Source organism: Bosea sp. F3-2, from assembly GCF_008253865.1.
Taxonomy (GTDB): Bacteria; Pseudomonadota; Alphaproteobacteria; order Rhizobiales; family Beijerinckiaceae; genus Allobosea.
Genome location: NZ_CP042331.1, coordinates 5,045,775 through 5,066,647, shown reverse-complemented (window position 1 = coordinate 5,066,647; position 20,873 = coordinate 5,045,775). Strand labels below are relative to the sequence as shown.

Here is a 20,873-nt window from a genome sequence, read left to right as displayed (position 1 = left end):
CGGAGGAGCCGCCGTGCCGCCCAGAGCAGCTGCCCTAGCCGGCGGTTTCGCGCCCCGCCTGCATCGTTTCATGAGCGTGACGCTGGAGCTTGCTCCTGACGTTCTCGTGCCGCGTCAGGAAACCGAGCTGCTCGGAAGGAGCGCGATCACGATCCTTCGTGATCGCGCTCCGGGCTCCATGGTGATCGACATGTGCTGCGGCTCGGGCAACCTTGCTTTGGCAATCGCAGCGGAAGTTCCATCAGCCCGTCTCTGGGCGGTCGACCTGACCGACAGCACGACTGCGCTTGCCCGGAGCAATGCCGAACGCCTGGCCGTTCAGGACCGGGTCACCATCCGGCAAGGGGACCTGTTCGGTGCGCTGGAAAACGACGGGCTTGCCGGCGCGGCCGACATGATCGTCTGCAATCCACCCTATATCTCGACCGCGCGCCTCGAAGGCGAGAGCGCGCATCTGCTCGAAGCCGAACCGCGCGAGGCCTTCGACGGGGGGCCTTACGGCATCTCGATCCATCAGCGGCTGATCCGGGACGCAGTCGATTTCCTCAAGCCCGACGGCTGGCTGCTGTTCGAGTTCGGACAGGGGCAGGAGCGCCAGGTGGCGGCCCTGACAGCCAGAGCCAAAGCCTATGGACCCGTGACATTCGCCAAGAACGAGGATGGAGTGCCGCGCGTCGCACTCCTCCGCAAACTGGGGAACGGTGCGTCCGCGCCCTCGTCCTTGGCGGGCTAGAGGCTGTTATGGACCATGGGAACGATTTGATGAGGTCAAAACCGCAAAGATGGGAGGAGCATCGCGCCGCCGATACGTCCGTATCGGCAAGCGGTGCGACGCTGCAGCTCTGCAGTTTTCACCTCACCCGCAGGGCGCGGCGCTTTTGCGCGACTGCCACGTCGTTCTTCGTAGCAAACCGCAAGGTTTGCGTCCTCGAACTCCTTGCAGTCGCGCAAAATCGCCAGCGTCAAATCGATCCCATGGTCCATAACAGCCTCTCAGCATGAGCCAGATTCGTCCTCTGCAGGCCGCGGATATCCCGGCGGTCGCCGGGCTCTTTCAAAGAACCTTCCGGAACGGCAGCAAACCGCCGCCCCCGGCGCTCGAGACCTATCTGGGCCAGCGTTATCTCGACGCTCCGGTATGCGACCCGAAGATCGCGTCTCTCGTCCATATTGCGAGCGACGGCGGCGTTTCAGGCTTTGTCGGCGTGAATGCGCTGCCGATGAGCCATGGCCCTCGCAAGCTGCTCGCCGCCATCTGCGGTTCGCTCATGGTCGAGCCGCAAGCGAACGACCCGATGGCCGGCGCAAGGCTGCTCAGGACATTCCTGACTGGGCCGCAGGACATCTCCTTCAGCGAAACCGCGAGCGCCCTCTCGACCCAGATGTGGACGAGACTGCGTGGCGTCGCCCTGCCGCAATACAGCCTCGACTGGCACCGGGTCATCCGACCCTCCGCCTTCCTGCTCGACCTGGCCTCAAAGCGGAACGGCGCCATCCGCTGGCTCGCCCCGCTCACACGCGGGATCGATCGCCATCTTCGCGGACGGATGCAGGAGAATGAGCTGCGTTGGTCGGGCGTCGCGGAGAATTGGAGCGGCAAGGCAGGCGTCAAGGCCACCGAAATCGACCAGGCCGGCTTTACGGCTCTGGTCGAGCCACTGACGCGGCAGTTTCCACTCCGCCCCGATTGGAGCGGAGGGCAGCTTGCCCACATCATCGCGGAAGCTTCCCAGAAGCCGGACTATGGCGAGGCCGTGTTCGCGTCCGTCTCCTCCTCCAGCGGAGAGCCCGTCGGCGCGTTCCTCTATCATGTCAGCCCGGGCAGGATCGCGCGCGTCCTGCAGATCCTGGCCGTGCCGGCGCAAGCGGGTGCCGTCATCGACTGCCTGATCGGCGATGCGGCGCGGCGCGGCGCCGCCGGCCTGCGCGGCCGGACGCAGCCAGCCCTGCTGGAAGCGATGCTGGGCCGGCGGGTTGCCTTCACGCAACCTGCCGCGACCGTCGTGCATTCGCGCGACAAGGACCTGGTGAACCTGTTCCTGAGCTCACAGGGCTTCTTCAATGGGTTGGCTGGCGAAAACTGGGGGCGCCTGGCCGGAGGCCGGTTCGAATAGCGGCGCCGATCTCAGCGCCTGTTTGGCCCCCCACAGCCCAAACAGGCCCTCAGCCGGCGATTTCCTCTACGGCGCGGACAAGCTGCGGCCCGAGATGGAGGTAGCGCGTCGCCCTGCGCTTGGCGGCGATATCGGCCCAGACCCGCTCGACCTCGACCGCCGTCAGCTTCGCTGCTGCGCCGACCTCCTCGGCGGACAGGCCATTGTTGAGACCGTAGAGGCACAGATCCATGCGGTCATAGGGCAGGGAGAAGTAGAACTCCTCCTGCGTTTGCGCGAGGGAATAGGTGTCGGTCGTCGGCGGCCGCCGGCGGATTTCCTCGGGAATGCCGAGATGGGCGGCGAGCGCATAGACCTGGCTCTTGTAGAGATGCGCGATCGGCTTGACGTCTGCGGCGCCATCACCGTTCTTCACGAAGAAGCCCTGATCGTATTCGAGCCGGTTCGGCGTGCCGAGCACGGCGAAATTCAGCCGGTCGGCATGATAATACTCGATCTGCTTGCGCGTGCGCTGCTTCATGTTGGTGGCGGCGACGATGCCGAGATAGACCGCAGGCGGCATGCGCAGCTTCGTTTGCCGGCCTTCGGGGTCCTGAACCACCAGCGAGGAGATGTTGTAGCCGTCGCCTGCGAGCGAATTGGCGATGACGATCTTCGAGGCCCAGCCGGGCCCGTAATCGGGCACCAGCTCGCGGATGAAGGCATCGCGCCGCTCATAGCAGCCCATCGCCCGCAGCGTCGGTCCGATATCCTCCACCACCGCCTCGACGCCGAAGGTCTCGGCGACCAGCCGGCCGAGTAGCAGACTCTCGGGATCGGAATCGTTTTCCGGCATGAACAGGCAGAAGACGTTCTTCGCGCCGACGGCGCGCACCGCCAGCGCGACCGAGACGCTGGAATCGATGCCGCCGGAAAGGCCGAGCACGAGGCCGCGCTTGCGCATGCCGCGCAATTGCTCGCGCAGCGCCGCGACGATGCGGTCAGTCTCCGCCGCGCCGTCGATCTTCAGCGCCTCAGCCGAGAAGGCGAGCACGCCCGATGCAGGGGAAAAATTCATTCCGCGGCTCCCAGCGTTTCAGCCGCCAGCCTGCGGCTGACCTTGCCGGTATCGGTCTTCGGCAGCTCGCTGCGGAATTCCACGATCTTCGGCACCATGAAATCCTCGAGATGAGCGACGCAGTGACGGATGATGTCCCGTTCGCTCAAGCTTTCATCCGCAAGCACCACGACCGCAGCAATGGCGTGGCCGAGCACCGGATCCGGCACCCCTATCACCACGGCTTCCGCAATGCCGGGATGGGCATGCAGGACGGTTTCGACCTCTTTCGGCGCGACCTTCTCGCCGCGGGTCTTGATGATGTCGTCCTTGCGGCCGACGAAATAGAGGAAGCCCTCTTCGTCGGTGCGGAACAGGTCGCCGGTATGGAGGCGCTTCTCCCAGGGAAACGGGCCGGAGCGCAGCATCTGCGCGGTTGCGGCGTCGTTGCGCCAGTAACCCTGCATGACATGCGGGCCGCGGATGACCAGCTCACCCGCCACGCCTGGCGGCACGCGGTTGCCGTCGTCGTCAACAACGAGGGCTTCGGTGTTGGGAATGGCGATCCCGACCGATCCCGGCCGGCGATCGAGCTCCTCCGGCGGCAGGTAGGTGCAGCGCTTGCACTCGGTCAGGCCATACATCGAATAGAGCCGCACGCCGGGGAAGAGTTCGCGCAGGCGGGCGATGTGCACCGGCGGCAGGGCCGCGGCGGTGTTCGAGATATAGCGCAGGCTCGGCAGGAAGCCCGGCTCGAGATCGCGCATCTGCAGGATCATTGCGGCCATCGTCGGCACGAGCGGGAAGCCGGTGACCTGCTCGGCGCGAATGCGTTCGAAGATCGCTTGCGGGAAGGCGAAGGATTTTTCGAGGACGAGGGTCGCCCCGAGCCGCATCGCCATCAGCAACTGATAGAGGCCGTAGTCGAAAGCCAGGGGCAAGACATTGAGGATGATGTCGTCGGGCGTGTTGCACAGATAGGTGGTGATCGACTCCGCCGCCGCATCGATATTGCGGTGCGTCATCATCACGCCCTTGGGCCTGCCGGTGGAGCCCGAGGTATAGATCAGCATGGCGAGGTCGATGTCGATTCCGCCGTGGCTAACGAGCTCGGGCGCGACTTCGAGACAATCCTCGAAGGAGGTGGCACCGTCCGGCGTAGGGCCAGATGGAGCCTGCGTCGACGCGACGAAGAGCGGCCGGTCCGACAGCGCGCGCGCCTGCATCACCACCGGCATCAGCTTCGCCTGGGTCAAGATCGCCGCGGCTTCGCAATCGCCGATGATATAGGCGAGCTTGTCGGCCTTGGTGGAGGCGTTGATCGGGCTGAAGGTCGCGCCGGCCTTGAGCGCCGCGAAGATCGAGATGGCGGCTTCCCAGCAATTGTCCATGAAGACGAGAACGCGGTCGCCGCGCTGCACGCCATTCGCGGCGAGCGCGGCCGCTAGCCGGTTCGACAGATCGTCCAGCTCGTCATAGCGCAACCGCTTCCGGTCGGTGACCAGCGCCGTCTTCGCGCCATGCGCGGCCGCGCTTGTGATGAGGAATTGCTCGACCCGCATGAACCAAGGCCTGCGCTGCTAGAGCATTTTCGAGCGAAGTGGATACCGGTTCGCGTGAAGAAAATGCGACAAAACAAAAACTTGGAACATTTCCGCGATTCGGAGAAACGCGGAAATGTTCCAGCCGTCACGCCGTGACGAGCGATGCGGTCTTCAAGGTGATGAAGGCCGTGATGCGCGCCAGTGAATCGAGATTGGCCGGCACGATATCGGCGTCCGCGACGGTGATCCCGTAACGGTCTTCGATAAAGGCGACGAGTTCCAGTACGCCGGTCGAGTCGATGATGCCGTTCTCGATGAGCGAGTCGGTATCGGCGATGGCATGGGTGGTGTCGCCGAACAGAAAGTTTTCGACGACAAAGGCCTTCACAGCGTCTCGGATCGTATCTGTCATGTCTTTCCCCCTCTTGGATGGTGTCAGGCGGCCTTGGCGCTGCAACGGCCTGTGCCGGTGAAGGCCGTCAGCCAAAGCTGCGTCGACAGGATGCCGACGAAGGCCGCGTTGTCGCGAAAGCCGGAGGCCGGGTGGCGACTGCATTTCTCATGCAGCTTTGCCACCGCCTTCGGATTGAAGAGCCCGCCGGCGCCGATCTCGGCCTCGCTCAGCGCCGCCTGGACATAGTCTCTCGCCCCCGGCCCGACGAAGGATTGGCTGTCCGGCGCGCGATAGGGCTGCTTGGTTCGCCTGCCGATCGCGGGCGGCAGCAGATCCTTGGTCGCTTCACGGAGAATATGCTTCTCCACCAGCCCCTTCAGCTTCATCTCGGGAGGAAGACCGGCGGCAAACTCGACTAGACGATGGTCGAGGAAGGGAAAGCGGCCCTCGATGCCATGGGCCATCGCCATGCGGTCGCCCTGGCTCGACAGGATGTAGCCGGGCAGAAGGAAGCGGGCTTCCAGATATTGCGCCTGGTGCAGAGGGTGCCAGCGGGCGAAAGCCCCGGGCAGCCGCGCGACGAGCTCCTCGGCTGCATCATATCCCGACAAGGTGGCGCGCAGATCGCCCGAGAAGAACAGTTTCGTCGCCGCCGTGCCGTCGAGCCGCGCCCGATGGGAGAACAGCGGGTCGTCGAGCCCCGTGCCGCCAGCCCCGAAGAAGGAGGCGAGATATTCGGCCGATTGCTGCCTCAGCCCCGGCAGATAGGGGTAGAGCTTGCGGAACAGATGCGGCCGGATGCGAGAGCCGGGCTGCCTGGCGCAGAAGCGGCGAACCCTGGCTTCCTTGAAAATATCGTAGCCGGCAAAGACTTCATCGGCGCCTTCGCCGGTCAGCACCACTTTCAGGCCGGCCTCGCGCACGAGGCGCGAGAGCTTGTAGAGCGGGGCGGGTGCGGTGCGCAGGATCGGCCGTTCGGTGAAGCGGATGACGTCGGGGAAGACAGCGGCGATATCGCCTTCCCCGCAAGTGACGGCGCTGTGATGCGTGCCGAGCGCGCGAGCCATCTCGAGCTGAAAGGCGCTCTCGTCATGTTCGGTGCTTTCGAAGGTCACCGAGAAGGTTCTCAAGCCTCCCGGCGCCATGCCCGCCGCCAACGCCGATGTGATCGAGGAATCGAGGCCGCCCGACAGATAGGAGCCGACCGGCACATCGGCGCGCATGCGGATGCGGGTCGCCTCCGTCAGGAGGGCGCGCAGCTCCTCGGCCACTGCGCGTTCATCCCGGTGCCGCGGCGGCGCGTCCCGGTCGGGATAGGTCAAGCTCCAGTAGGGCCGCGTCGCGATGCTGCCCTCCTGCACGATCATCAGGCTGGCGGGTTCGAGTTCGTAGATGTCGCGGAAGGCCGTGCGCGGCGCGATCGGGGCCCAGAGCGTGAAGATCTGGTCGAGCGCAACCGGATCGAGCTCAGCCACGACGCCCGGGACCTGGAGCAGCGCCTTGACCTCCGAGGCGAAGTAGAGCCGCTCGCCCTGCCTCGTATAGAAGAGCGGCCGGACCCCCATGCGGTCGCGCGCCAGAACCATGCGGCGGCGGCGGCCGTCCCAGAGTGCAAAGGCGAAATCGCCATTGAGTACGGAGACGCAATCCTCCCCCATCTCGTCATAGAGATGCAGGATCACCTCGGTGTCGCTGGCTGTCCGGAACTGGCGGCCTTTGGCGCGAAGCTGCTCGCGCAGTTCCACATAGTTGAAGATCTCGCCGTTGAAGGCGATCGTGAGCTCGCCCGTCGTGTCGGACATGGGCTGCTGGCCATCGCCCAGGCCGACGACCGATAGCCGCGCATGGCCGAGGCCGGCGATTTTTGCGGTGAAGAATCCCTGCTCATCGGGGCCGCGATGCGCAATGGCGGCCGTCATCCTCTCAAGGAGCGCCCTTCCATCCGGGACGGTCCCGAAATAGCCGCCAAAACCGCACATGCCGAGATATTTCCGAGTCTATCAGCGCCACTCGGACTATAGCCAGCAAGACACTGGCAGGCGTTAAACATCCGGGACTATTCGCGAGGATGGTAAATTTTGACACGGCTTCCGAGACGCTTGTTCTACGTAAGCACGGATCTGCCAAGAGCTGCCGTCCCGGGTGAGCAGAATGACGCAAAGGAATAGGGTTCTGGCGCGCAAGCCACGACTTCGCGTTCGGAAATATAAGCGCGAGGCCGTGGGGGCAGGAAACATCAACTCAGAATGGCCTCGCGCCGCTCAGAGCTTCGAGCAGAGCCGGTAGGCTTCGTAGATGGAGGAATAGACGTCCCGGCTCGACACGGCATCGCCGATACGGTGCAGCAGAAAGCTGCCCGGCGCGGGCGCGGTGGCTTCCTCGCCGCCCATCATGAAGGCGACGTCGGTCACGCCGTCATTGGCGGAGAGATGCCGCAATTCGTGATAGATGTCGGCGGCGGGCAGAGTGCCATGCTCGACGACGATCTGGCTGGCTTCGAGCCGGCTTTCCGCCCCTGTCAGCTCGTTGCGGAACGTCGCCTGCAGGGTGTTGCCTCGGCGCTCGACCTTCTCCAGCCTGACCTCGACGATCGAGCGAATGCCCAGTTCGGCAAAGCGCTTCCGGAAGCTCGATTTGTCGATATAGGACATCTCGATGGCGAGGGCATCGTCAGGGGTCGCGATGCAGACGGATTTGCCCTGCTGGGCCAGATGCAGGGCGCAGGACGCCGCGGCCTGGCGGCCGGTCCCGTCATAGACGAGCACGTCGCTCTTGCCCGGCACCGTGCCGGTCAGCACGTCCCAAACGGTATCGCAGAGTTCCGCGCCCTCCAGCCAATCGGTGTCCGGAATGCCGCCCGTGGCAACGATGACCAGGTCGGGCTCCTCCCCACGCACGGCGTCGGCCTCCGCATAGCAGTTCGTCCGGATATCGACGCCAAGGCGCTCGAGCTCGCTGATCCGCCAATCGACGATGCCCATGAGATCGCGCCGTTCGGCCGCTGCCGTCGCGACGAGCAATTGCCCGCCCAGCTTTGGGGCGGCCTCGAACAGAACGACCGCATGCCCGCGCTCGGCACAGACTCGCGCGGCTTCGAGGCCAGCCGGCCCACCACCGATCACGACCGCCTTCAGGCGTCGCGAGGCGGGCTCCACCTCATGGCCGAGCACGGTTTCGCGGCCGCTGGCGGCGTTGTGAATGCAATTGACCTTCTTGTAGAGGCAGTAGGAGGCCCCGACGCAGGGCCTGATCCGTTCCTCCTCGCCGCGCATGATCTTGTTGACGATATGCGGGTCGGCAATATGGGCGCGCGTCATGCCGATCAGATCGACGACGCCCTCGCGGATCGTATGGCGGGCCGTGGCGACATCGCGGATGCCTCCTGCATGGATCAAAGGCAGCTCCGTCTCGCGGCGGAACTGCGCCACCTTGCCGAGATAGGGCGCGCTGCGCTGGAACATGCCGGGCATGTTGTCCTCGGCCAAAGCAAGGTCGGTATCCATGCGGCCGTAGATGCAGTTGAAGTAGTCGATATGCCCCTCGCGCTCGAAGATGCGGGCGAGTTGCAGGCAATCCTCGAAATCTGAACCGTCGGCAACACCTTCATCGATCACGAAGCGGATGCCAACCACGACATCATCGCCGACGCGCTTGCGGATCGCTTCATGGACCATGAGCCCGAAGCGGGCCCGATTCTCGGGCGAGCCGCCGAAACCGTCCGTGCGCCTGTTCGTGCGTGGCGACAGGAACTGACCGATGAGATGGCCGCCGGTCACGGTTTCGACGCCGTCCAGCCCTCCTTGCACGCAGCGCAGGGCGGCATCTGCGTAGTCTCGAACGATCCGCGCGATGTCCGCATCGTCCATCTCCTTCGGGAAGTTGCGGTTGCGCACCTCCCTGACGCGCGACGGCGCGAGCACCGGGAGCCAGTTCGCGGCATAGGAGGTTGCGCGCCGGCCAAGATGCGAGACCTGGCACATCACCGCAGCGCCATGGCCATGGATCCGCTCGGCGAGTGCCGCCAGATGGGGAACGATGCGGTCGCTGGAGAGATCGAGCTGCCCACCACCCCAGCTGGAATCGGGTGAGGTCATCGCCGAGCCGCCGATCATCGTCATCGCGAGGCCGCCGCGCGCCTTTTCCTCATGGTAACGTTGATAGCGCTCCCGCGGCAGGCCGCCCTCGTCCAGCATCGACGCGTGGCTGGTGCTGACGATGCGGTTGCGAAAGCGCAGCTTCTTGATCGCGAATGGCTCGAGCAGGGGATCGCGTGCCGCAACCGACGGACGATCTGCCATGACGACCACTGCACTCACCGAATGCCCCTCCCCTCTATGCACGTGCTGGCGTTTCCTCGGACTGATGCCGGAACAACGCGAAACCGCCGTCGACTGGGCGTATCGGCTCGAACAGTGAAGAAGATTCTAGAATCTGAGTAGATTGAAAAAACCTGGGAGAAGCATACGCTGAGCGTATGGCTCTCCTGTCCCGCCTTGTACCCTCCGCGCGAGGGCTTCTGATCTTCGAGGCTGCGGCGCGCACCGGCAGCTTCACGGCTGCGGCAGCGGAATTCAACGTCACCCAACCTTCCGTCAGCCGCGGCGTCGCCGAGCTGGAAGCCGCCATCGGGGCGAAGCTCTTCGAACGCCGCGCGCGGGGGCTCGATCTGACCGCCGACGGCAGCGACCTATACGGTGTGGTCGGCGATGCGGTCGGACGGATCGCGGAAACGGTTCAGGCCATTCAACGCCGGCAGAACGCGACGAAGCCGATCGTCACGCTTTCCGTGTCGAGTTCGTTCGTGGCTCATTGGCTGCTGCCGCGTCTCAGCGAATTCAATGCCGCTTTTCCGCAGATCGATATCCGTTTCGACCTGGTTCCAGGCGTTTTGCGCGGCATCCCGGACAACGTTGATCTGGCGACCCGGATCGTGGCCGACGATGACCAAAGCTATCATCGCTGGTTTTTTGCACCCGAGATCGTCTTTCCCGTCTGCAGCCCCGCTTATCTCCAGGCGCGAGGCAAGCTGGACCATAAGGGCGACGGAGCCGGACACGTGTTCTTGTGGCTCACGGACCATGCGATGCACCGATGGGCTAAGGAATGGGGCAACGTCGCCAATCGCAGCACCTCCAAAGGAGTGTGGCACGAGTTCACGGATTATTCCGTAATCCTTCAGGCCGCATTGAATGGAGAGGGCATCGCTCTCGGCTGGCTCAGCGTGGTGTCGAGCACCCTGCTGAAAGGGACATTGGTTCCCGCCTCGGACCTGATCATTCGCACAGGCCAACATCACAGCCTGATTGCGCCCCGGTCAAAGCCACTCAACCCAGTCGTTGCAGAGGTGGCTCTTTGGCTGCAGGCCCGGATCGCTCGGGAGCTCGATGCACTGACCGGCATGGAGCCCCGCTTCGACGACAGCGATTCGTCAGGACCGAAGACGCGTTCCATTTGACGGAGGAGGCTTAGCGTCGCGACATCTCCGGTCAGCGTGCAACCTAGAGCATTTTCGAGCGAAGTGGATACCGGTTCGCGTGAAGAAAATGCGACAAAACAAAGACTTGGAGCATTTCCGCGTTTCTCCGAATCACGGAAATGCTCTAGGCGCGGGATCAGCCAAGCGCCTGGCTGGCCAGCGCGATCCGTCGCGGGCCTTCCGGTTTCACAGGCTTGAATGACGCGCTCTTCAGCCCCATCGACGTCACGGTGTCATGGATCTGCATGCCGTTGGCGACGAGGAAGTTCGTGAAGGCCGTGTTGCTCGCCGGCGTGTCCGCACGCAGGAAGCTTCCGGCATGCGCCGCGACATGCGGCAGCGAAACAGCGATCGCATCGTCCTCCGTCGCGGCGACGACAGGGCCGATCACATGCCCTCGCCCGAACCGGCGACACAGGGCAAAGGCGATGATCTCATCGTTGCGGACGAGCGCATGGCCGGTCGACTCTGGAGCAAGCCGACGAAAAACCGCTGACCGATCGTAACCATTCGCCGCGTGATCGAGCCTGAGCAGGCTCTCATAGTCCTCGAAACGAACCGGCCGGACGATACCCTCCACACGACCGCCGGGGCGGTCCCCCGGCGCGCTTTGCCCCTGGCATTGCAGGACCTTCTGCTCGTAGCCGTAGCCCATCGAGCGGTAGAGCCGCCGTGCTTCCCGCGTCGCTGTAAGGGTAAAATTGGTCGTCGCCCCATTCAGCTCATGGGCCCTGTCCATGAGCCAGCGCCCAGCTCCCTGCTCCTGCAGCCGCGGCACGGTGATGAGCATGCAGATCATGGTGTGATCCGGCCCGTAGTGCAGCCACATCACGGTACCGACGACACGCCCGATTTCGTCGACGGCCGCGATGCCCTGCCCCAGGTCCAGAAGCGTCTGCCAGTCACCTTCGCGGTGCGACCACCCCACCGAGACCGAAAGCGCGTGCAGCTTTTCGGTGCCGACGTCCTGGATGTCGCGCAGCGTGAGCTCGAACGTATCGAGATGCAGTCGAGCGATCGTCTCCAACGCGGCCTCCGATGCTCCCGCGGCTTCGCCCGGCTGGCGATTCCGATGGGCTGCCGCCCGGTTTAAAGCAAATCGGCAAAAGGAAGCACCGTTCTTTCGCAGCATTTCGGCAGGGATGACCGTATCATGGCTCTGGACCGCAGCGATGGCCGCTCGGAACACCCTATGCTGCGGCTAGAGCCGGATCCGATCAGGTTGAAACAACCTGATCGGTGAATCCGTCTCGAACCTTAAGTGAGAGAACGCAGCAAGTGTCGGAGCCGCCCGTGAGGCCGGATGAGATCCTGGCGGAGTTGGTCCGCTTCCCCTCCGTCGTGGGGCAGCCCAATGCGGCCATCGCGGGCTGGATAGCGCAGTATCTCGAGGATCTCGGCGTCGAGGTGCAGGTCCTTTCGGGTCCGGAGGGTGATCGTGCGAACCTCTTCGCCACGATCGGCCCACGCGACGTGCCGGGCCTCATCCTGTCCGGGCACATGGATGTCGTGCCGGCGCAGGAGCCGCAATGGAGCGCCGATCCGTTCCAGCTGCGCGCCGAAGGCGACAGGCTCTTCGGCCGCGGCACCAGCGACATGAAGGGCTTCCTGGCGGCGGCGCTTGCGGTCATTCCGGCCCTCGTGGCGTTGAAGCCTGCCCGGCCCATCCATCTCGCCTTCTCCTATGACGAAGAGGCGGGCTGCCGCGGCGCTCCCCATCTCATCGCACAGCTTCCGTCGCTCTGCGCCCCGCCTGCGGCAGCCGTGATCGGGGAGCCGAGCGGGCTCAGGCCCATCCTCGCCCATAAGGGCAAGGCGGCCGCACGTGTCGAGATCCAAGGCCGATCGGGCCATTCCTCGCGCCCCGACCTCGGCCTCAACGCCATCCATGCGATGGGACGGGTAATCGCGGCCGCGGAAGAGGCGGCCACACGGCTGCGCGGCGGCCCGCTCGATCCGGTGTTCGAGCCGCCCTATTCCACCATCCAGATCGGCATGATCCGCGGCGGCGAGGCGCTGAACATCATTCCGGACCGCTGCATCATCGAGATCGAGGCCCGCGCCATCGCCGGCGCCTCGCCCGCGGCGCTCCTCGAACCGATCCGCGAGGCTCTCGAACGCTCCCGAGCGCACGGCTTCCAGACGAGCTGGCAGCCGATCGCTGCCTATCCCGCGCTGTCGCTGTCAACCGAGGCGCCAATCGCCCAGCTGCTGTCGCGGATCGCGGGCTCCCCGCCCCTGCCAGCCGTGAGCTACGGCACCGAAGCCGGCCTCTACCAGGCCGCCGGCATCGACGCAATCATTTGCGGTCCTGGCGACATCGCGCGCGCCCACAAGCCGGACGAATACATCACGCGCGGCGAGCTTGCAGACTGCGTCGGGTTGCTTCGCCGGCTCTGCACGGAATTTGCGCGGCAGGCTCCTTAAGGCCATCGATCTCCCGGAGAACGCCTTGACCTTCCTCTTCAACTCCACCGACGAACGTGCGCGGGTGTTCGCGGCGCGTTTCGCCGAGGAACTGCCCGACATCCGTTTCGTCCGAAGCAGCGACGACCACGACCCCGCCGAGATCCGCTACCTGATCACCTGGACGGCTCCGGACGATCTCGCCCGCTACTCCAATCTCGAAATCCTGTTCTCCATCGGCGCCGGCATCGACCAGATGAAGACGGAAGGGTTGCCGGAGCATGTCCTCGTCGTCCGCATGGTCGAGGAGGGCATCACTCGGATGATGCAGGAATACGTCACCCTCAGCGTGCTCGCCCTGCATCGGCAATGGCCGCTCTATATCGCCCAGCAGAAGGCCGCGCACTGGCAGCCTTACGACCTCGTACCCGCCACCGATCGCCGCATCGGCGTGCTGGGCCTGGGAATGATGGGGACGGCCGTCATCGAGCGCCTGAAGCCCTTCGGTTTCCCGATCTCCGGCTGGAGCCGGTCGCCGCGCGCGATCGACGGCATCCGCTGCCTCCATGGGGCAGATGGCCTGTCCACCCTACTCACTGAGACCGACATCCTGATCTGCCTGCTGCCGCTCACGCCGGAGACGGTCGGCATCCTCGATGCGGAGCTCTTTGCAAAACTTCCGGCCGGGGCGGGCCTCGTCCATGTCGGCCGCGGCCAGCATCTCGACCATGCCGCCCTCATCGACGCGCTCGACAGCGGCCATCTCTCCGGCGCCGTCCTCGACGTCACGGCGCCGGAGCCGCTTCCTGCCGAGCATCGCCTGTGGGGGCATCCCAAGGTGATCCTGACGCCGCATATCGCGAGCAAGGTCGAGGCCGAGCCTGCGGCCAAGGCGGTCATCGAGAACCTCCGCCGTCACCACTGCGGCCTGCCGCCGATCGGCCTCGTCGATCGCAGCCGTGGCTACTGACCCCTCACCAGCCCCCGAACGAAAGGTTTCCCATGTCCCTCCTCGTCAAGCTCGACCTCGCCGGAACCGGCGAGCCCAAGCATTCCAAGGCGGCTGCGGATCGCCTGATCTCCGGCGATCCCTCGTTCAAGACCTGGGCTCAGGACGAGTCCCGCGACGGCACGGGCAAGGTCCGCACCGGCGTCTGGGAAGCGACGCCGGGCGAGAACCGCTCGATCAAGGGCGAGACGATGGAGTTCTGCTACATCCTCTCCGGCGTGGTCGAGCTGACCGAAGAAGGCCAGCCGCCGCGGACGTTTCGAGCCGGCGACAGCTTCGTGATGAAGCCCGGCTATGTCGGCGTCTGGAAGACGATCGAGACCGTGCGGAAGATCTACGTCATCGTCGGCTGAGTTCGCGCCGAAGATTCCGCCGTGGCAGGTGCGGCAAACGGGATTTCCCGTCGATGCGAGCGCACTCACAGGCGCAAACTGCGGGCGGGATCGATCTAGGCTGACACGACCACCATCCGGAGATGTCCGTCGTGTCGCTGAGCTTCGATCCTTCCTCGGTCACGCTTCCGGGCGGCCATTTCATCGGCGGCGAATGGGTCGATGCCAAGGGCGGCATCGACCTTCATCGCCCGTCCGACGGGGTGGCCTTCGCCGCCTGCCCCGTCGCCGATGCCGATCTCGTCGACAGGGCCGTCGCCGCCGCCAGGCAGGCCCTCGCCACGAGCGGCTGGGCGCACCTGGCCCCGCGCGAACGAGCCCGCGCGCTACATCGTTGGGCTGATCTCATCGACGCCGAGGCGGAAACGCTGGCACGCCTGGAGGCGATCGCCTCGACGCGACCGATTTCCGAACTCATGGTCGTCGACATCCCGGTGACGGCCGAGCAGATTCGCTTCTTCGCCGAGTTCGCCGACAAGGAGGGCGGCAGCCTCGTCCCGACCGCCGCCGACAGCTTCGGGATGATCGCGACCGAGCCCTATGGCGTGGTCGGCGCGATCACGCCCTGGAACTTCCCGGTCAACATGGCCGGCTGGAAGCTCGGCCCGGCGCTGGCGGCCGGCAATGCCGTGGTGCTGAAGCCCTCCGAGATGACGCCCTTCGCCACGCTCTATCTGGCGGAGCTGTCGGTCCGCGCCGGCGTGCCCGCGGGCCTGATCAACATCGTGCTCGGCGATGGTCGTACGACCGGCACGGCGATCACGGGCCATCCCGACATCGCCAAGGTCAGCTTCACCGGCTCGACCGTCGCAGGCGCAGCGATCATGGAGAACATCGCCCGCACCGGGATCAAGCCGATGACGCTCGAACTCGGCGGCAAGAGCCCGCAGCTCGTCTTCGCCGATGCCGACCTGGCGCAGGCCGCCGGCGCCATCGCCCGCAGCATCCTCGGCAATGCCGGCCAGGCCTGCGTCGCCGGATCGCGCCTGATCGTCGCGGAGAGCGTCGCCGAGGAACTCGTTACCCTCATCGCCGACCGCATGGGCCAGATCCGGCCCGGCCCGACCTGGGATGGGGCGAGCGCCTATTCGCCCATCATCTCCGAACGCCAGATCGGTCGCATGGAGAGCATCGTCGACACGGCCGTGGCGCGCGGTGCCCGCTGCCGGCTCGGCGGAGATCGACTCGACCAGCCGGGCTATTTCTACGCCCCGACGCTGCTGGAAGGCGTCGACGCCACCTCCCCGGCCGTAACCGAGGAAATCTTCGGGCCGGTGCTGACCGTCCAGACCTTCCGCGACGAAGAGGAAGGGCTCGCGCTCGCCGACCACCCGACCTACGGGCTCTGCGCCGGCCTCTACACGCGCGACCTCTCGCGTGCGCTGCGTACGATCAATCGCCTGCAGGCCGGCACCATCTGGGTCAACCGCTACGGCCGCTCGCGCGACCACATCCTGCCGACCGGCGGCTACAAGCAATCCGGCCTCGGCAAGGATCTCGGCCGCGAGGCTTACCTTGCAAACCGCAAATCCAAGAGCGTGCTCATCGCGATCTGAAAGAGAAGACCCATGAAATCCTACAAGATTGCGCTGATCCCGGGCGATGGCATCGGTGTCGCCGTCACCGAAGCCGCCTGGGAGGTGCTCGGCCGGGCCGCCCGCAGCGCCGGCTTTTCCCTGGAGGGGACGACCTTCCCCTGGTCCTGCGACTTCTACGAGAAGACCGGCGCGATGATGCCGACTGATGGTATCAAGACGCTGCGCGGCTTCGACACCATCCTGCTCGGCGCCGTCGGCTGGCCGGCGCGCGTGCCGGATTCGGTCTCGCTGCACGGGCTGTTGCTGCCGATCCGCAAGGCCTTCGTGCAATATGCCAATATCCGCCCGCATCGCCTGCTACCGGGCGTCGAGGGGCCGCTGCGTGCAAGCGCCTTCGACATCCTGTGCATCCGCGAGAACACCGAGGGCGAATATGCCGGCGCCGGCGGACGCGTTCACACCGGCACGGCCGACGAGGTCGCGGTCGAGACCTCGATCTTCACGCGCAAGGGCGTCGAGCGCATCCTGCGCTTCGGCTTCGAGCAGGCGCGCAAGCGCCGTGGCAAGCTCGCCTCCGTGACCAAGTCAAACGCCCAGAAATACTCCATGGTGTTCTGGGACGAGATCACCGCCCGGCTCGCGGCCGAATATCCCGACGTCGAGGTCACGAACTACCATATCGACGCCATGGCCGCGCGCATGGTGATGGTGCCCGAAAGCCTCGATGTGGTGGTGGCTTCCAACCTCTTCGGCGACATCCTCACCGATCTCGGCGCGGCCATTCAGGGCGGGCTCGGCTTCGCGGCCTCCGCCAACATCAATCCAGAACGCAACGCGCCCTCGATGTTCGAGCCGGTCCACGGTTCGGCGCCGGACATCGCCCATCTCGGCATCGCCAACCCGATCGCGGCGATCTGGTCCGGCGCGATGATGCTGGAGCATCTCGGCGAGACCGCTGCCGCCGCGGCCGTCATGGCAGCAATCGAGGCCGCGACAGTGCGCGGCATCGGCACCGAGCCGGGCAAGCACGGCACCAAGGACATCACCGCCGCCGTGCTCTCGGCGCTCGGCTGAAGGAGACCAGAACCATGACCATCCAGGACCTGCGCGACCCCGCCCTTCTGCGCGAGGCATGCCTCGTCGGCGGCGACTGGCGGGCCGCCGCTTCCGGCCGCACGCTCGACGTGATCGATCCTGCCACGCAGGAGGCGATCGGCTCCGTGCCGGATGCCGATGGCGACGACACCCGCGCCGCGATCGAAGCCGCCGCCGCGGCCTTCGGCCCATGGCGGGCCAAGACGAATGCCGAGCGCGCCGCGCTGCTGGAAGCCTGGCATGCGCTGATGATCGAGCACATCGAGGATCTGGCGCTGATCCTGACCCGCGAGCAGGGCAAGCCGCTCGCCGAATCGCGCGGCGAGATCCGCTATGGCGCCTCCTTCGTGAAGTGGTTCGCGGAAGAAGCCCGCCGGATCTACGGCTCGACGATTCCCGCGCCGACGGCCGACCGCCGCATTGTCGTGCTGAAGCAGCCGGTCGGCGTCTGCGGCATCGTCACGCCCTGGAACTTCCCGAACGCGATGATCACCCGCAAGGTCGCGCCCGCGCTCGCCGCGGGCTGCACCGTGGTGATCAAGCCCTCGGAGCTCACGCCCTATTCGGCGCTGGCGCTCGGCGTGCTGGCGGAGCGGGCCGGCATCCCGGCCGGCGTGATCAACATCGTCACCGGCATGCCGACCGAGATCGGCGCCGAGCTCACCGGCAACCTCGCGGTCCGCAAGATCTCCTTCACCGGCTCGACGCGCGTCGGCGCGCTGCTGATGAAACAGGCCTCCGACAGCATCAAGCGGCTGAGCCTGGAGCTGGGCGGCAACGCGCCCTTCATCGTCTTCGACGATGCCGATCTCGACATCGCGATCGACGGCGTTCTGGCGTCCAAGTTCCGCAATGGCGGCCAGACCTGCGTCTGCGCCAACCGCATCCTGGTGCAGGACGGGATCTACGACCGCTTCGCCGAGAAGCTGTCCGCCCGCGTCACAGCGATGAAGGTCGGCCCCGGCACCAATGCGGGCATCGACATCGGCCCGATGATCAACGCCGCCGCGCTGGAGAAGATCGAGCGCCATGTCGACGACGCGCTGTCGAAGGGCGCCAGGCGCCTCGCCAGCGCCGCCGACATGCCCAACGGCGGGCAATACGCCACGCCGACCGTGCTGGGCGAGGCCACCACCGAGATGCTGTTGGCAAGCGAGGAGACCTTCGGCCCGGTCGCACCGCTCTTCCGCTTCCGCAGCGAGGAGGAGGCGCTCGCCATCGCCAACGGCACGCCCTTCGGGCTTGCGGCCTATTTCTTCACGCAGGACATCCGGCGCTCATGGCGCGTCGGCGAGGCGCTGGAGTTCGGCATGGTCGGCCTCAACACCGGCGCGATCTCGATGGAGGTCGCCCCCTTCGGCGGCGTCAAGCAGTCCGGCCTCGGCCGCGAGGGCTCGCAGCTCGGCATCGAGGAATATCTCGAGGTCAAGGCCTTCCATATCGGCGGCCTCGGCTGAGCGAGCCGCGTCGATGGAGGAACCTGTCCGTCATTCCGGACAAGCCGCGAGAGCGGCGCCGATCCGGAATCCATCATAGGGCTCGGCACTCTACGATGGATTCCGGGTCAAGCCCGGAATAACGGCGGCTTTCAGCAAGGAACAGCGCGCTACTGGATGCGGTCGAGCGCCTTGTAGTAGAGCCCGACCAGCGGCAGGAACCACGGCTTGCCGAAATGCCCGGGCACCGCCGGCCAGGACAGGCCCTTCAGGGGATTCCGATCAGGCCGGCCGAGGATCGCATCGGCCATGATGATGCCGAGATGCGTCGACATCTGCGCGCCGTGGCCGGAATAGCCCATCGCGTACCAGACGCCGTCCTCGCGTCCGGCGCGGGGATAACGGTCCTTGGTCATGTCGACCAGCCCGCCCCAGCAATAGTCGATCTCGACATCCCTCAGCTGCGGGAAGATGCCAGCAAGGCTCGCGCGCAGGATGGCGCCGCTCTTGGCGTCGGAGGTCTGGTCCGAGGTCGCGGAAAAGCGCGCTCGCCCGCCGAAGATCAGCCGGTTGTCCGGTGCCAGCCGGAAGTAGTTGCCGATGTTGAGCGAGGTCACCGCCGTCCGGTTGCCGGGCATGGTGGCTGCGACCTCGGCTGCGCTCAGCGGCCGTGTCGCGATGAGGAAACTGCCCACCGCGATGATCCGGCGCCGGAACCAGCCGAAAGGGTTGGAGGTATAGGCGCCGGTTGCGACAAGCACCTCCTTCGCGGAGACGCTGCCGCGCGGGGTGTCGAGGACATGGCGGCCGCCTTCCAGCCGTCGCGCGGTAACCGGCGCATGCTCGCGGATGACCGCGCCGTGCCGGACTGCCGCATCGGCCAGGCCGGCGACGAAACGGCCCATATGCATCATCGCGCTCTTTTTCGAGAGCATCGCGCCGTGGAAGCTGTCGGAACCGATCTCGGCGGCGAGCTCCGCGCGGCTGAGCATGGCCGTGTCGGGATCGACCTCGCGATGCAGCACTTCGAAATTGCGCGTGAGCGAAGCGACATGCTCGGGCTTGGAGGCGAGCTTGAGCTTGCCTGCGCGCCGGAAGGCGCAATCGATGCCCTCCTCCGCGACGATCCGCTCGATCGTGTCGACGGAATCGTCGAAAGCCTTGTAGAGCGCAACGGCTCGCTCCACGCCTAACGCGGTCTTCGCGGCGGTGAAGCTGTGAGCGAGGCCGTTGTTGAGATGCCCACCATTGCGGCCGGAGGCGCCGCAACCGACCGTGCCGGCCTCGAGCACGACGACCTTCGCCCCCGCCATGGCCAGTTGGCGGGCGGCGGAAAGGCCGGTGAAGCCGCCACCGACAATGGCGACGTCATAGGCGCCCTCGACCGGGCCGGCGGCGCCCCCGGAAAAGGGCGCCGCCGTATCGTGCCAATAGGACTTGAACTGCATCGATGCAGCCTCACAAACCGAAGACGCCGGGCAGGCCGGAGATATCCTTGATCTCGGTGTAGCCATAGTAGGGATTCGCCGGCTCGTGCCCGCGGTTCACCCAGACCTTGTTCTTGATCCCGAGGTCGTGAGCCGTCATCAGGTCGTAGCGGAACGAGGAGGAGACGTGGCAGACGTCTTCCGGACCGCAGCCGAGCATGTCGAACATGTATTCGAAGCCCTTCATGCGCGGCTTATAGGACTGGGCCTGCTCGGCCGTATAGACCGCATGGAACGGCGCGCCGAGCTTGGCGACATTGTGAGGAATCTGGTCGTTCATCGCATTTGACAGAATGACGAGCGGGATCTCCTTGGCCACCTTGGCGAGCCCGGCCGGAACGTCGGGATGCGGCCCCCAGGTCGGGACCTGCTCATAGACCCAGCGCGCATCCTCCGGGCGGAAGGGGACGCCGTTCCTGCGGCAGGTGCGCTCGAGGGCATTGTAGGCGACCTCTTCATAGGGCTTCCAGGCGCCGAGGACCTCATCGAGCCGGTAGGCCGAGAAATCGGCGATGAACTTCTGCATGCGCGGCTCGTCCAGCTTGGCGCCATAGAGCGAACGAGCGGCATCCGCCATCGCGAAGTAGATCAGCGTGCCGTGGCAATCGAACGTCACATATTTGGGCTTGAAGACAGTCATCCGCGCAGGTCCCCTGTGGCGAAACATTTGTGTCCGTTATGACTGGGATCATAACCGCGTGCCGGACAGCGCGAGCACCGCATTGCCGCCGGCTCGAAGCACAAACTGCCGTCCGCCTTGGAGGCTTTGGCAGAGAGTGTTGCGCGGCACCGTCGCAGGCGCCGCTTTCCGCACCGCTCGCCGGCACCGCTCGAACCGGCCGTGGCATTCCATGCGGCCGGCGCGCATTCCTACGGTCGAAGATACCGCGCGGCGCCTATCCTCGGGAGGAACTGCGCCCGCGAGCGGCTTATCCATGATGCAGAC

The 20,873-nt window shown here is 65.7% G+C and carries 17 protein-coding genes; 9 read left to right on the top strand and 8 right to left on the bottom strand.

Translation table 11 applies throughout. From position 1 onward, the window contains the following. The first annotated feature begins 70 nt into the window (after window positions 1-70). The gene (locus FQV39_RS23380; protein ID WP_187640337.1) at window positions 71-733 is read left to right on the top strand and encodes a N5-glutamine methyltransferase family protein; all 663 of its coding nucleotides are present in this window, start codon (window positions 71-73) and stop codon (window positions 731-733) included. A gap of 265 nt (window positions 734-998) precedes the next feature. Beyond that, window positions 999-2,114 carry a hypothetical protein gene (locus FQV39_RS23375; protein ID WP_149132478.1) on the top strand — a complete coding sequence of 372 codons (1,116 nt, stop codon included), beginning with the start codon at window positions 999-1,001 and terminating at the stop codon, window positions 2,112-2,114. Between the two features lie 49 nt (window positions 2,115-2,163). Here FQV39_RS23375 and nadE read toward each other — a convergent pair whose 3' ends face one another. The 5 genes from nadE to FQV39_RS23350 form a co-directional block, all read right to left on the bottom strand. Continuing rightward, a complete protein-coding gene (gene nadE, locus FQV39_RS23370) occupies window positions 2,164-3,171 on the bottom strand; it encodes an NAD(+) synthase (protein ID WP_149132477.1) in 1,008 nt (335 codons plus the stop codon). Further along, complete coding sequence (locus FQV39_RS23365) at window positions 3,168-4,712, bottom strand: class I adenylate-forming enzyme family protein (protein ID WP_149132476.1); 1,545 nt, start codon at window positions 4,710-4,712, stop codon at window positions 3,168-3,170. Before FQV39_RS23365 ends, nadE begins: the two co-directional genes overlap by 4 nt. A 127-nt stretch (window positions 4,713-4,839) precedes the next feature. Then, the gene (locus tag FQV39_RS23360) at window positions 4,840-5,106 is read right to left on the bottom strand and encodes an acyl carrier protein (protein ID WP_149132475.1); all 267 of its coding nucleotides are present in this window, start codon (window positions 5,104-5,106) and stop codon (window positions 4,840-4,842) included. A gap of 23 nt (window positions 5,107-5,129) precedes the next feature. Further along, on the bottom strand, window positions 5,130-7,067 hold the full coding sequence (gene asnB / locus FQV39_RS23355) for an asparagine synthase (glutamine-hydrolyzing) (protein ID WP_149132474.1): 1,938 nt from the start codon (window positions 7,065-7,067) through the stop codon (window positions 5,130-5,132). A 282-nt stretch (window positions 7,068-7,349) separates the two neighbouring features. Further along, window positions 7,350-9,386, bottom strand: a complete 2,037-nt coding sequence (locus FQV39_RS23350; RefSeq protein ID WP_149133994.1) for an NADH:flavin oxidoreductase — start codon at window positions 9,384-9,386, stop codon at window positions 7,350-7,352. Window positions 9,387-9,562: 176 nt separating this feature from the next. On the opposite strand from FQV39_RS23350, the gene FQV39_RS23345 reads away from it, so the two are divergent. Beyond that, window positions 9,563-10,543: a LysR substrate-binding domain-containing protein gene (locus tag FQV39_RS23345; RefSeq protein ID WP_149132473.1), complete on the top strand. Its 981-nt coding sequence runs from the start codon at window positions 9,563-9,565 to the stop codon at window positions 10,541-10,543. A 157-nt stretch (window positions 10,544-10,700) separates the two neighbouring features. Here the strand turns inward: FQV39_RS23345 and FQV39_RS23340 are convergent, their stop codons facing one another. Next, complete coding sequence (locus FQV39_RS23340) at window positions 10,701-11,591, bottom strand: GNAT family N-acetyltransferase (RefSeq protein ID WP_149132472.1); 891 nt, start codon at window positions 11,589-11,591, stop codon at window positions 10,701-10,703. A gap of 266 nt (window positions 11,592-11,857) precedes the next feature. Between FQV39_RS23340 and argE the strand changes: the two genes are divergently transcribed. The 6 genes from argE (at window position 11,858) to FQV39_RS23310 (ending at window position 18,461) form a co-directional block, all read left to right on the top strand. Next, window positions 11,858-12,991, top strand: a complete 1,134-nt coding sequence (argE, locus tag FQV39_RS23335; RefSeq protein WP_149132471.1) for an acetylornithine deacetylase — start codon at window positions 11,858-11,860, stop codon at window positions 12,989-12,991. A gap of 25 nt (window positions 12,992-13,016) precedes the next feature. Then, complete coding sequence (locus FQV39_RS23330; RefSeq protein ID WP_149132470.1) at window positions 13,017-13,940, top strand: 2-hydroxyacid dehydrogenase; 924 nt, start codon at window positions 13,017-13,019, stop codon at window positions 13,938-13,940. A 32-nt stretch (window positions 13,941-13,972) separates the two neighbouring features. Continuing rightward, on the top strand, window positions 13,973-14,332 hold the full coding sequence (locus FQV39_RS23325; protein ID WP_149132469.1) for a cupin domain-containing protein: 360 nt from the start codon (window positions 13,973-13,975) through the stop codon (window positions 14,330-14,332). A 131-nt stretch (window positions 14,333-14,463) separates the two neighbouring features. Next, entirely contained in the window at window positions 14,464-15,927 is a 1,464-nt protein-coding gene (locus tag FQV39_RS23320) for an aldehyde dehydrogenase family protein (protein ID WP_149132468.1), read from the top strand. Window positions 15,928-15,939: 12 nt separating this feature from the next. Beyond that, on the top strand, window positions 15,940-16,983 hold the full coding sequence (locus FQV39_RS23315) for a tartrate dehydrogenase (protein ID WP_149132467.1): 1,044 nt from the start codon (window positions 15,940-15,942) through the stop codon (window positions 16,981-16,983). Between the two features lie 14 nt (window positions 16,984-16,997). Then, window positions 16,998-18,461: an NAD-dependent succinate-semialdehyde dehydrogenase gene (locus tag FQV39_RS23310; RefSeq protein WP_149132466.1), complete on the top strand. Its 1,464-nt coding sequence runs from the start codon at window positions 16,998-17,000 to the stop codon at window positions 18,459-18,461. A gap of 149 nt (window positions 18,462-18,610) precedes the next feature. On the opposite strand, the gene FQV39_RS23305 is transcribed toward FQV39_RS23310, so the two are convergent. Both FQV39_RS23305 and FQV39_RS23300 read right to left on the bottom strand, forming a co-directional pair. After that, on the bottom strand, window positions 18,611-19,888 hold the full coding sequence (locus tag FQV39_RS23305) for an NAD(P)/FAD-dependent oxidoreductase (protein ID WP_149132465.1): 1,278 nt from the start codon (window positions 19,886-19,888) through the stop codon (window positions 18,611-18,613). A 10-nt stretch (window positions 19,889-19,898) separates the two neighbouring features. Beyond that, window positions 19,899-20,567 (bottom strand): haloacid dehalogenase type II, encoded by a 669-nt coding sequence (locus FQV39_RS23300; protein ID WP_149132464.1) that lies wholly within the window; start codon window positions 20,565-20,567, stop codon window positions 19,899-19,901. Window positions 20,568-20,873: the final 306 nt, after the last annotated feature.

Bases quoted from the DNA above. Each gene is read 5' to 3' on its own strand.
- FQV39_RS23380 (WP_187640337.1), top strand. From the start codon at position 71: ATGAGCGTGACGCTGGAGCTTGCTCCTGACGTTCTCGTGCCGCGTCAG.
- FQV39_RS23375 (WP_149132478.1), top strand. From the start codon at position 999: ATGAGCCAGATTCGTCCTCTGCAGGCCGCGGATATCCCGGCGGTCGCC.
- nadE (WP_149132477.1), bottom strand. From the start codon at position 3,171: ATGAATTTTTCCCCTGCATCGGGCGTGCTCGCCTTCTCGGCTGAGGCG.
- FQV39_RS23365 (WP_149132476.1), bottom strand. From the start codon at position 4,712: ATGCGGGTCGAGCAATTCCTCATCACAAGCGCGGCCGCGCATGGCGCG.
- FQV39_RS23360 (WP_149132475.1), bottom strand. From the start codon at position 5,106: ATGACAGATACGATCCGAGACGCTGTGAAGGCCTTTGTCGTCGAAAAC.
- asnB (WP_149132474.1), bottom strand. From the start codon at position 7,067: ATGTGCGGTTTTGGCGGCTATTTCGGGACCGTCCCGGATGGAAGGGCG.
- FQV39_RS23350 (WP_149133994.1), bottom strand. From the start codon at position 9,386: ATGGCAGATCGTCCGTCGGTTGCGGCACGCGATCCCCTGCTCGAGCCA.
- FQV39_RS23345 (WP_149132473.1), top strand. From the start codon at position 9,563: ATGGCTCTCCTGTCCCGCCTTGTACCCTCCGCGCGAGGGCTTCTGATC.
- FQV39_RS23325 (WP_149132469.1), top strand. From the start codon at position 13,973: ATGTCCCTCCTCGTCAAGCTCGACCTCGCCGGAACCGGCGAGCCCAAG.
- FQV39_RS23315 (WP_149132467.1), top strand. From the start codon at position 15,940: ATGAAATCCTACAAGATTGCGCTGATCCCGGGCGATGGCATCGGTGTC.
- FQV39_RS23310 (WP_149132466.1), top strand. From the start codon at position 16,998: ATGACCATCCAGGACCTGCGCGACCCCGCCCTTCTGCGCGAGGCATGC.
- FQV39_RS23305 (WP_149132465.1), bottom strand. From the start codon at position 19,888: ATGCAGTTCAAGTCCTATTGGCACGATACGGCGGCGCCCTTTTCCGGG.
- FQV39_RS23300 (WP_149132464.1), bottom strand. From the start codon at position 20,567: ATGACTGTCTTCAAGCCCAAATATGTGACGTTCGATTGCCACGGCACG.